The following is a 12,305-nucleotide window of genomic DNA, read 5'->3' on the forward strand; positions in this document are numbered from 1 at the left end:
AATACCCCTTCCTAAAAGACAAAGTTTTACAGCACTAACTGATAACTTATTTTATGAATTAGGAAGGGAAGATAATTCATTGGAAATTACAATAATTAATAAGTTGATAATATATACAATATTACGCTTCAATAATCAACTCCTATATAACCAATTTAGAATACCTTAACACTCTGGTATATTTACTGCCAATCCTGCACGAGAGGTTTCTTTATAGGTTGATTTCATATCTTCACCCGTTTGTTTCATCGTTAAAATAACTTTATCCAAAGAAACAAGATGCTGACCATCTCCTCTTAATGCTAAACGTGCTGCATTAATTGCCTTAACCGCCCCCATAGCATTACGCTCAATACAAGGCACTTGTACAAGTCCCCCTACTGGATCACACGTCATACCCAGATTATGTTCCATACCGATTTCAGCTGCATTTTCAACTTGTTGTGTTGTTCCCCCTAGAACAGCCGCTAATGCACCAGCCGCCATAGAGCAAGCCACACCCACTTCACCTTGGCAGCCCACTTCCGCCCCTGAAATAGACGCATTTTCTTTATATAAAATACCAATTGCCCCTGCTGTGAGTAAGAAGTCAATAATCCCTTGCTCATTGGCATGGGGGATAAACCGTTCATAATAATGTAAAACCGCTGGAATCACACCAGCTGCCCCATTTGTTGGTGCGGTCACAACACGTCCACCTGATGCATTTTCTTCATTCACCGCAAGGGCATATAAATTTACCCAATCCAACATAGAAAGCGGATCACGTAAACACTCTTCAGGTCGATCACGAAGACGTTGATATAAAGCAGGGGCTCGGCGTTTTACCTTAAAACCACCGGGTAAAAAACCCTCTTTGGTATAGCCCCTTTTCACGCACGCTTGCATCACTTCCCAAATATGCAGTAGTTTTTCTCTTACCTCTTCTTTAGAGCGATAGACTAGCTCATTTGCCATCATCAGTTGAGCAATACTTAATTGGTGTTGCTCACTTAATTTAAGCAAATCTTCTCCTGAATTAAAGGGATATGGGACAGGTTTATCAGGGCTTAAATTAACTTTTAAACCATCACAGTTCACTACAAAACCACCACCGATAGAATAGTATTCTTTTTTCATTAATTGCTGACCATTCTCATCAAATGCTTTAAATCGCATCCCATTAGAATGTTGGGGTAATGTTTCTCGCAAATTAAACACTAAATCTTTATCAGGATCAAAAAACACAGGAAATTGATTTAATAATAAAACTTTTTTCTCTTGGCGAACCTGCTCAACTAAAATAGGAATCAGTTCACAATCAACTTGATCGGGTAAATGCCCAAAAAGTCCCACCATAATGGCCGTATCACTCGCATGACCAAATCCTGTTGCCCCTAATGAACCAAATAGTTCAATATGTAGTCGTTTTACTTGTTGCAAAAGATTAGCTTCTTCTAGGCGGCGAACAAACCGTACCGCTGCAATCATAGGTCCAACGGTATGTGAACTAGATGGCCCTACGCCTACTTTAAAAATATCAAAAACACTTAATGTCATGAATGATTGTCCCATTTAAATAATCAATATCCCTATTTGGATATATTCTTTTGAAAAAGCGATAACCTTTCTCATGAGCCGTGATTTTACCCTATATTTATCACCAATTGATGAATAGCCTTATTCACCTGATACAAATAGACGTTAAACTATTTTAACGATATGATATAGGCTTAGTCAGGCATTACATTTGGTTATTACATATGCAAAACTTCCTTTCTCGCCCCTTAAATTGGTCTTTTTATCTCAAACGATACATAGATACACGACCAGCCGCTATAGAACCTTTATACATTGATAGTCAAACACCTATTACCCCAGAGCGTATTGATACATGGTTAGCCGAACTAGGCACATCAACAACCGCTTTTCCTCCTCCTGATGTTACAACTTGCCGTTCTGTACTTCGTCAATTAAGAACACGTATATTTAATACGTTAATTGTCCGTGATATTAACCAACTTGCCTCACTTGAAGAAGTATTCAGTAGTATGAGCTACCTAGCCGATATCGCCGTACAGATGGCTTATCGTACGGTAATGCATACAATGGTCGAAAGTTTTGGGATACCGACTAGCTATAGCACAGGCTTACCCATGGAAATGATTATTCTTGGTATGGGAAAACTAGGGGGTAAAGAACTTAATGTTTCTTCTGATATTGATTTAATTATGCTTTACGGGGAAGAAGGCGAAACCAGTGGCGCACGCCGTTCATTAAGTTACCATGAATTTTATGGTCGTGTTACACAACGGATGATGCCTGTTCTGGCTGAATTTGATGCTGAAGGATTTGTTTTCCGAACAGATTTACGTTTGCGACCAGATGGTGATGGTAGTGCTCTAGCATGGAGTCTTTCAGCCTTAGAGCATTATTTAATCACTCAAGGTAGAGAATGGGAACGTTACGCATGGCTAAAAGCACGGGTTATTCCTGTTAAATACTTTAATGAAAGTCAGCCTATTGATGATATTCGTCTCTTAGAAAGTTTACGCAAACCATTTGTCTATCGAAAATACTTTGATTTTGATGCCCTTTCTGCCTTACGTCAATTACGAGAACAAATTCGCCAAGAGTGGACACGTCAAGTAAATGCTAAAGAAGGCTTACAAAGCACACAAAATATCAAGTTAGGTGAAGGGGGAATTAGAGAAATTGAATTTATCGTACAACTTATCCAATTAATTCGAGGTGGGCGACAAGCCAGCTTACAACAACGCCATCTACTTGATGCACTACAGGCTGAACGTAATGCAGGATTACTAACACCCGAAATAGCAGAAAACCTTGAAAAAGCCTATCGATTTTTACGGCGATTAGAACATATCATTCAATACAAAGAGGATGCACAAACCCATCTTCTACCAAATACAGAAGAAGGATTAACCGCACTTGCCACCGCCATGGGTCTTAATCGAGAAACCTTTGATTCACATTTAAAATATTATAGAACATGTGTATCAGAGACATTCCATAATATTTTCCGCCTACTTGGTATGCAAGAGGAACAAGATATATTACCAACTCCCTCTCCTTTATCGAATGACGGTACACTAACAGAAGATGAGCAAGCCCCTATTCAGCAGCGTATTGATTTAATGTTAAACAATCGCCGTATTCTACAGCTAAACCCTACCAATCGAAAACGTTTAGATAATTTAATTCCTCTTTTACGATCTGCTGCTTATGCCACTAAAAACCCTATCCAAGCAACCCATTATCTAACAGAACTGATTGAAACCATTGCACAGCGTAGTGCCTATATTGCTTTACTGGTTGAGTATCCTGAAATTTTACAACGTGTTGCTCGGATTATGACCGCTAGCCCCGTAGCCGCTCAATTACTCATCAAAAACCCTATTTTATTGGATAGTCTTATTGATTGGCGTACCCTCTTACAGCCGATTGATTTATCAGCTATTGCTGAACAATTACATAAAGATCTTGATGCTTGCCTCATCCATGAAGGCGAACCCGATATAGAACGGCAAATGAATCTTATGCGTGATACACATAAAATGGTGGCTTTCCAATTATTAGCTCAAGATTTAGAAAATACATTAAATGTAGAATATTTAGCTGATTATCTCTCTGCCCTTGCTGATATGCTACTCGAAGAAAGCCTATTTCGTGTATGGCAGCAACTGCGTAAAAGTAGTCGCTATGATTTACCCGAGTACCCTCGATTCGGGATTATTGCCTATGGTAAATTAGGGGGGAAAGAACTCGGTTATTTTTCTGATCTGGATCTTGTCTTAATTTTTGATGATGATCACGATTGGGCTCCTGAGGTCTATGTCAAACTCGGCAGACGACTGAGTACATGGCTATCCACAATGACCTCTTCTGGACGTTTATATGAAATTGATTTACGCCTACGTCCCGATGGAGAAGCTGGATTATTAGCCGTTTCAATAGAAGGTTTTGCGAAATACCAACGAGAAATGGCATGGACATGGGAACATCAAGCACTTACCAGAGGTCGTTTTTGTGCAGGTGATACAGCAATAGGCGAAAAATTTGAAGCCATTCGCCAAGAAATTTTATTAAGACAACGTGATTTAAATACGTTAAAAGATGATATTATCGCCATGCGCATCAAAATGCGGGAAGGACATCCTAATCCTACCCCGCTTTTTGATGTTAAACATGATCAAGGAGGCATGGTAGATTTAGAATTTATCACACAATACCTTGTACTTGCCTATAGTCATCAGCATCCTGCTTTACTCGGCAACTGGGGAAATATTGCTTTATTACTCTTAGCCGCTCAAGAAGGACTAATCCCTGAACAATTGGCAAAACAATGTGTAGAAGCCTATCGGGTTTATCGTAAAATACAACATGAAGAACGACTACAAGGTAAAGAGGTAACACGCGTAGAGGCATCCTTACTGGATAAAGAAAGAACGGCTGTTACCCAACTTTGGAACAATCTTTTTGCAAATCTGCGTTAAAATAGTTATTTAGTATTTATTATCTTGACGATTCTTATCATGGTTACAGTATGTGATATACAAAGACCTCAGCTTTCTTTACCTGACGGTCGCCAAAAACTACTGCTACACTCCTGTTGTGCGCCTTGTTCTGGTGAGGTAATGGAAGCATTGCTCGCCTCTGGTATTAGCTATACTATTTTCTTCTATAATCCGAATATTCATCCTGTTAAAGAATATGAAATTCGTAAAAGGGAAAATATCCGTTTTGCTGAAAAACATGGCGTTCCTTTTATTGATGCGGATTATGATGTCGATAATTGGTTTGCTCGTGCTAAGGGACTTGAATGGGAACCTGAACGAGGTGAACGTTGCACCATGTGTTTTGATATGCGTTTTGAGCGAACTGCTTTGTATGCCCATGAAAATGGATTTGATTGTATCACTAGCTCCCTTGGTATTTCTCGTTGGAAAGATATGAATCAAATTAATGGGTGTGGTGTTCGTGCGGCAGAACGCTACCCTGGCCTCACCTACTGGACTTATAACTGGCGTAAAGGGGGTGGATCAGCTCGAATGATTGAAATCAGCAAAAGAGAAGAGTTTTATCAACAAGAGTATTGTGGTTGTGTTTACTCTTTACGCGATACGAATCGCCACCGTCAGAGTCAAGGTAGAGAACGCATTGAAATTGGGGTTAAGTTTTATCATAAAGAAGCCTAATATCTTATATCAGTTTCTACCATTTCACGAAAATAAGGGGTTAATTTTATACAACCCCTTATATTTTGACTAGAGAAAATCATTTCAACTATAAACTATCCCTTTACCCTCTCAATATAATCTAATTCCTCATAAGTACCATTAGGAAAATGTTTTAGAAAAAATGCCTGTAAATATTGACGAGTCTCCATACCAATAATTAAATCTTCCTCTATATAAGCGTTATAAATTAGCTTTTCGACATGGATATGATTTAATCGGCATATTTCCAGACTTAATAAGGTATGATTAATACTCCCCAGTTTTCCTGATGTGACTAACCATAAGGGGTAACGAGATTGGATAAGATAATCTAAAGTGGTTCGGTTTTCTTGATAAGGAACCATCAAGCCCCCTGCTCCCTCTAATAAAACAATATCATAGCGTTGAACCAATTGCTGTGTAGCCGATTCAATGACATTTTCTTGAATATTCTCATTGACCAGTTTTGCTGCCAAATGCGGTGAACAAGGATATGGAAAAACATAGGGACACGTTAGACCCTCCTTATCCTCCTGCATTAATGGTATGCCTTGAATCTGACGATGTACCATAATATCTTCAGATAAGCCCTGACAACCTGTTTGAACCATTTTTTGGGTAACGACAGAAAACCCTTTATCCATTAATTGCTTAGCATAAACACCTGTTGCAACTGTTTTACCCACATTGGTATCAATACCCGAAATAAAAATAACCTTACCTACCATATCCTTATCCTTTCTTTTTCGCTATGATAAAAATTGGGCTATATGTTAAAGAAACCCCTTGATTTTCAACCTTAAATAGTATCCGATAATCTTGCTGAAATTGACTTAATCGTCCCTTTGTCCAGTGGTAATTACCAATACCATTTACGCCCGTTTGTTGTAAATGCCTTAAAACATCAATAGGGGAAGAAAAATAACACGGTATCATTTGCTCTTTCAATAATAAAATCTCAAAATCCTGTTCTAACCATTTTTGCCACTGCTCAATACTGACATAATCCAATCCCACACCCGTTAGTTGAACAATCTCGCTTAAATTATTTGGTGAAAAAGTGCTTAATACTAAATACCCCTCTTGTTTTAATGCTTTTGTACAATGCTGAATAAAACGTTCTGGCTCATGAAACCATTGAATTACAGAAGCACTCACAATAACATCTAAAAACGATAATTGCTTTAACCATAAACTATGTTCAGCATCTTCACAGCTAAAAATATAATTTTGCTGTTCTAATAAGGGAGCGATATAGGTGCGAGTATCACATAAATCATTTAAATACCATTGTTTAGCATAAATAGTCTGTTGTAATAACTGCGTCAAACCACCTGTTCCACACCCTATTTCTAAAATACATTCCATCTGATCTGGCAAATTATAATATTGCCAATAATTTATCAATCGTTGTTGAATTTCTTGTTGTATCACTGCCTGTTTCGTATAACTGGGTAATGCTGTTGTAAAACAATGCTTAATCTTTTGTTTATCTGGTTTTACCATAATTCCTTCCATTGTGTGAAATAAGGAAAGAGATAATGTGGTGCATTTATTTCTACTATAGGCACTGCCTTTTGAGACCAATACGTTCTCAAATGATCTACAGGGAAAATACGATCCTGTAAACCAATAACCGCCCGTGTCCATGGAAAATTACTCACTGATTTATCCTTCGGTATTTGTAATAAATCATATAAATGCTGTAGTTCTTGTTTGGCTTGTTCAAAAGGGATAGCAGGAAACTGATTGTAATACTGAAAAAGCGACTCACACATTCGCCGTTCAAACTTGCGTCGTGATATAGGGGTTAATTGCGTTAGTGTCCCCTCAAAAACAGCATGAGGAATACCAAGCGTATCATGACAAGGAAAACTTGTTCCATTGACTGCCGTTGCTGAAGCCAATGGAAAAGAAGATATCACTTGCTCTGCCACCCAAACACCCATAGACCATGCGACAACATGGATAGATTGATAAACAGAAAAATCAATATTCAGTGTTAAATCTCGATAATCTGAACATAAAAGTACATCATAATCCAAAGGAATAGATAAGTGTGATACCAGTTCAGGTGGTGTCGCCCAACCCGAAAAATACACGATCAAATGGCTTGAGGGTATAGTATGTCGTTGAATAAATTGTGTTTTCATCTATATCCCCACTTCCTGATGATTTAAGCAGCTAATTAAGGTATTAAGCTCTTGTTCTGTCATATCTGCTGTTAAGGAAAAACGAATTCTTGCTGTTTCTTTAGGTACTGTAGGTGGTCGAATAGGTAAGCAATAAAATCCTTGTTGTTGTAATCGTTCAGCTCTTTTAACAGTAGTAAGATTGTCTCCAATCATATAAGGCACGATACACGTTTGGCTAAGTACATCTTGCCCTAACAAGCGAATAGCGGACTGTAACTGTGTACTTAGCTGGTATAAGTGCTGACGTTGTTGCGTAAATGAGGAAAGTTGCTCAATAAGGAATAAAGTCCACGCCACACAGATAGGTGGTAAAGCCGTTGAAAAAATAAAAGAACGTACAGTATTGATTAAGTATTGTTTCACTACCTCATCACAAATAACATAAGCACCCATAGAGGCTAATGCTTTACCAAACGTTCCAACTAAAAAATCAATATCAGCAATACACGCTTGTTGATCAGCCATACCTAATCCATTTTCACCATACACACCAATAGCATGAGCCTCATCCACATAAAGTAAGATAGTCGGAAATTCTCGTTTTAAAGCGACTAATTGCGGTAAATCTGCTATATCGCCATCCATACTAAAGATACTTTCCGTCACAATAATAATGCGTTCATATTGAGCATAATATGTTGTTAATAGTTGCATTAAGTGTGTATAGTCATTATGACGATAGCGTAAAAACTTTGCACCACTTAATCGAATCCCATCAATTAAACTTGCGTGTACTAATTTATCCGCTATGATTAAAGTTTGACGATCTGCAATAGCAGGTAAAATACCGATATTGGCATGGTAACCACTATTAAATAATAGACAGGCTTCTCGTTGAAAGATCGTTGCCATGACCGTTTCTAATTGTTTATGCTCTGTAAATGCACCTGTTAATAAACGAGATGAAGAGGTACTAAAAGCAGGAAAAGATCGCCCTTTATATTGATCCCAAAAAGCCTCTCTAAGTGCTTGATTACTCGCTAGTCCTAAATAATCATTAGAAGAAAGGTTAAGCATTCTTTTCCCTTCTTTTTCAATCCATTTTCCCTGATGTTGTATCACAGGGATACTTCTATACTGTCCCATATCTGTAAGGGTATGTAGGGCTTTTTCAAAAGACTGTAAATGTAGCTTAGACATGATACTCTTCTTTTAAGGCTTCAATTAACTGCTGGATCAATTGATTCAGTTCATCAGGACGAATAATAAAAGGGGGCATCACATACACTAGGCGACCAAAGGGGCGAACCCAAATCCCCTTTTCAACAAACCGAGCCTGTAATGATGCCATTTGAACAGGCTCATTCATTTCAATCACCCCAATAGCACCTAATACACGAACCTCTTTAACACAAGAAAAATGACGAACAACATTTAAGGTATGTAGTAATTGCTGTTCAATAGATTTAACTTTTGCTTGCCAATCACTTTCAATAAGCAAATCAATAGATGCACTTGCTATCGCACAGGCTAGTGGGTTACCCATATAGGTAGGTCCATGCATAAAACACTTTGCCTCACCTGAGCAAATTATTTGAGCAATAGATGCAGTCGTTACTGTGGCGGATAAGGTCAGATAACCACCCGTCAAAGCTTTTCCTAAACATATAATATCGGGTGTAATAGACGTATATTCTGTTGCAAATAATTTACCTGTACGCCCAAAACCTGTAGCAATTTCATCAAAAATCAGTAATACCCCATATTGATTACATAAAGCACGTGCTTTTTCTAAATAAACTGGTGAATAAAAATACATTCCACCAGCTCCTTGCACAATAGGTTCTAGGATTAAAGCGGCTAACTCATGCCCTTTTTCCTCAAGTAAAGCCTCTAAGGGTTCAATAGCTTGCTCTTGCCATTCTTCACCAAATTTCACACTAGGTTGCGGTAAAAAATACTGTACAGGTAATCCTTTGGCAAATAAACTATGCATACCTGTAATAGGATCACAGACAGACATTGCATGCCATGTATCACCATGATAACCTGATCGAATAGTCGCAAATTTATATCGTTGCATCTCCCCTTTTGCCTGTTGGTACTGTACTGCCATTTTCATGGCAACCTCTATTGCCACAGAGCCACTATCGGCAAAAAAGATTTTATCTAAGCCATCAGGAAGTATAGATACTAAACGTTGAGCCAATTCAGCCGCTGGTTCATGTGTTAATCCCCCAAACATGATATGACTCATTTTTTGAAGTTGCTGTATAGCCACTTGATTCAGTCTAGGATGGTTATAACCATGTAATGCCGCCCACCATGAGGACATACCGTCAATAAGTTGCTGTCCATTTTTAAGGGTAATCATCACCCCTTCTGCCTTTTCTACCGCATATAAGGGTAAATCATTTGGCATAGCGGCATAAGGATGCCAGATATGTTGGCGATCAAATGCCAGTAATTCTTGTTCGTTCATCTATCCCCCCTTTTATTAAAAGTCATTATTGTAGAGAGAATATTTATGCTTTCCTAATTAAATTTTAAATAAATTAAAAAGCTTTTTATTGAATTTTAAACAACTATAAAGAAAATAAAAGGAAGTTATATACTTTTACGCATTAAATACAAAAAAAGAGATAATGAAAACCCATCATCTCTTTAATAATATATTGGCTTATATATAGAATTATCGTTATCAAAACACCTTCTATGATAGTAATAATAACTTACCAACTATTATTTAGGCTTACGAATAGATAAACCATCTCGTATCGATAAAATCATTAAGAATAAATTACAAGCACCAACAACCAACTCTACTATCTGCACTATATAAAAATTCATATCAAACGCTAAATGGCTGGCTTTATCTGCCAAGTAAAAAGCACAAGGTAATAAAATCAATAAACCATTGGCAGCTATAAATGGCATACGGAATTTTTTTGCCAAAATTTTAGGATGTTTCGCTTTACCTGCCATCTTAGCACCTGTAGCTCCTGTTGCTATCATTGCAATAATCAGTACAAATACACCATAGATAATACTTTGTTTCACGACTACAACGGCTTGCTCTGAAAGAAATAATTCACTTATTAAGGTACTACTCCAAAAAGTAGCGATTAATAAAGTTGCTAATATCGCAAAGGTTCGATGGATTTTACGCAATGTTGCACGCTCCATTAGAAACTCCTATAAAGTATGTCACAATAGAAAGTGCTATTTTAGAGTAATATTATAATTTTTTCTTTTAAAATTATAGGGTTATCGATATAAAAACAAGCCAAAAAGTAAGTAATTGTTAATTAAATATCTCTTAAATAGCTATTATCTGTTTTATACATAATCACCACTCTTTATTGTTTAAATATGAGGATCTTTATACTTAGTCCTTTCTTTTTAGATTAAAAATATTTATCTTAAAGAATAAAGTATATTTTGGGGAATACCCATAATTTTTTTACTGATTTTACCAATAAAGACAGGAATAAATCATTTATGGTGTAAGATTAAAGAGTGTTTTTACACAGTGTTGCTTGATTTTATAATCAAATCATCACTTTTGTTTGTTTATTTGTTTATTGGAAATTTAATTATGTCTCTTAACATTTTATCGAAAATTCAGAGGTCTAGTCCTGGCGAACCAGAGTTTTATCAAGCGGTTGAAGAAGTCGTTCAATCGCTTGAGCCATTATTTGCAAAAGAAAAAAAATATCTTGAATACAATATTCTTGAGCGTATTGTTGAACCAGAACGTGCCATTACTTTTCGAGTAACGTGGATTGATGATCAAGGTCGCCTACAGGTTAATAAAGGCTATCGTATTCAATTTAGTTCAACATTAGGCCCTTATAAAGGTGGATTACGTTTTCACCCTAGTGTGACAAGTGGTACGATTAAATTCTTAGGATTTGAGCAAATTTTTAAAAATGCATTAACAGGACTTGCTATTGGTGGTGCTAAAGGTGGATCTGATTTTGATCCTAAAGGAAAATCAAATAATGAAATTATGCGTTTCTGCCAATCTTTTATGACTGAACTTTATCGTCATATTGGTGATACGATTGATGTTCCCGCTGGTGATATTGGCGTAGGTGGTCGTGAAATTGGTTATCTATATGGTCAATACAAACGGTTAACTGGCAGCTATGAAGGGGTATTAACCGGTAAGAAAATCGCTTGGGGTGGTTCACTTGCGCGTACAGAAGCCACTGGATATGGTGCGGTATATTTTGCCGAAAATCTTTTAGCCAGCCGCAATGATACCCTAGAAGATAAAGTAGCAACGGTTTCAGGTTCAGGTAATGTCGCTATTTATACTATAAAAAAACTGTATGAATTAGGTGCAAAACCCGTTACTTGCAGTGACTCTCGTGGCACTATCTACCATGAAGCAGGTATTCATTTACATACACTTCAACAATTAAAAGAACAAGGCAAAAATGAATCTCTTGAAAAATATGCTGAAATTCACCCTGATGCAAAATATACGCCTGCAAGCCAATACCCTGAAGGTCGCCACCCTGTATGGTCTGTACCATGCCAATTAGCATTCCCTTGCGCAACACAAAATGAATTAAACCTAGAAGATGCAAAAGCACTATTAAATAATGGTTGTATTCTTGTGGCTGAGGGTGCCAATATGCCTTCTACTCCAGAAGCTGTACATGCTTTCCTAGAAGCCAAAATTCTTTATGGTCCGGGTAAAGCGGCTAATGCAGGAGGCGTTGCAACAAGCCAGTTAGAAATGGCTCAAAATGCCAGTATGATTCAATGGTCATTTGAAGAAGTAGATGCCCGATTAAAAGGTATTATGCAAAATATTTACCTCACTGCTTCACAAACCGCAGAGGAGTTTGGTCAGCCTCATAACCTTGTTTTAGGCGCAAATATTGCGGGTTTCCGTAAAGTAGCCGATGCGATGATTGATCAAGGCGCAGTATAGTTA

General features: G+C 37.4%; 10 protein-coding genes. 3 read left to right on the forward strand and 7 right to left on the reverse strand.

What is annotated here, in order from left to right; genetic code table 11:
* Positions 1–165: 165 nt before the first annotated feature.
* Positions 166–1,539, reverse strand: a complete 1,374-nt coding sequence (locus F9B76_RS02630; protein ID WP_159990694.1) for an L-serine ammonia-lyase — start codon at positions 1,537–1,539, stop codon at positions 166–168.
* A gap of 203 nt (positions 1,540–1,742) precedes the next feature.
* On the opposite strand from F9B76_RS02630, the gene glnE reads away from it, so the two are divergent.
* Positions 1,743–4,496: a bifunctional [glutamate--ammonia ligase]-adenylyl-L-tyrosine phosphorylase/[glutamate--ammonia-ligase] adenylyltransferase gene (gene glnE / locus F9B76_RS02635; RefSeq protein WP_159990695.1), complete on the forward strand. Its 2,754-nt coding sequence runs from the start codon at positions 1,743–1,745 to the stop codon at positions 4,494–4,496.
* A gap of 39 nt (positions 4,497–4,535) precedes the next feature.
* Complete coding sequence (locus F9B76_RS02640; protein WP_159990696.1) at positions 4,536–5,198, forward strand: epoxyqueuosine reductase QueH; 663 nt, start codon at positions 4,536–4,538, stop codon at positions 5,196–5,198.
* A 95-nt stretch (positions 5,199–5,293) separates the two neighbouring features.
* Here F9B76_RS02640 and bioD read toward each other — a convergent pair whose 3' ends face one another.
* The 6 genes from bioD to F9B76_RS02670 form a co-directional block, all read right to left on the reverse strand.
* Positions 5,294–5,947, reverse strand: coding sequence for a dethiobiotin synthase (bioD, locus tag F9B76_RS02645; RefSeq protein WP_159990697.1), 654 nt, complete (start codon positions 5,945–5,947; stop codon positions 5,294–5,296).
* Between the two features lie 4 nt (positions 5,948–5,951).
* Complete coding sequence (bioC, locus tag F9B76_RS02650) at positions 5,952–6,725, reverse strand: malonyl-ACP O-methyltransferase BioC (RefSeq protein ID WP_159990698.1); 774 nt, start codon at positions 6,723–6,725, stop codon at positions 5,952–5,954.
* Positions 6,719–7,372: a DUF452 family protein gene (locus F9B76_RS02655; RefSeq protein ID WP_159990699.1), complete on the reverse strand. Its 654-nt coding sequence runs from the start codon at positions 7,370–7,372 to the stop codon at positions 6,719–6,721. The genes bioC and F9B76_RS02655 overlap by 7 nt, the downstream gene beginning before the upstream one ends.
* Complete coding sequence (locus F9B76_RS02660) at positions 7,373–8,554, reverse strand: 8-amino-7-oxononanoate synthase (RefSeq protein WP_159990700.1); 1,182 nt, start codon at positions 8,552–8,554, stop codon at positions 7,373–7,375.
* Positions 8,547–9,836 carry an adenosylmethionine--8-amino-7-oxononanoate transaminase gene (gene bioA / locus F9B76_RS02665; RefSeq protein WP_159990701.1) on the reverse strand — a complete coding sequence of 430 codons (1,290 nt, stop codon included), beginning with the start codon at positions 9,834–9,836 and terminating at the stop codon, positions 8,547–8,549. Before bioA ends, F9B76_RS02660 begins: the two co-directional genes overlap by 8 nt.
* Before the next feature lie 260 nt (positions 9,837–10,096).
* A complete protein-coding gene (locus F9B76_RS02670; protein ID WP_159990702.1) occupies positions 10,097–10,540 on the reverse strand; it encodes a hypothetical protein in 444 nt (147 codons plus the stop codon).
* A 412-nt stretch (positions 10,541–10,952) separates the two neighbouring features.
* Here F9B76_RS02670 and gdhA point away from each other — a divergent pair, with 412 nt between their 5' ends.
* Positions 10,953–12,302 carry an NADP-specific glutamate dehydrogenase gene (gdhA, locus tag F9B76_RS02675; RefSeq protein ID WP_159990703.1) on the forward strand — a complete coding sequence of 450 codons (1,350 nt, stop codon included), beginning with the start codon at positions 10,953–10,955 and terminating at the stop codon, positions 12,300–12,302.
* The last annotated feature ends 3 nt before the right edge of the window (positions 12,303–12,305 follow it).

The organism is Pelistega ratti, from assembly GCF_009833965.1.
Lineage (GTDB): Bacteria > Pseudomonadota > Gammaproteobacteria > Burkholderiales > Burkholderiaceae_B > Taylorella > Taylorella ratti.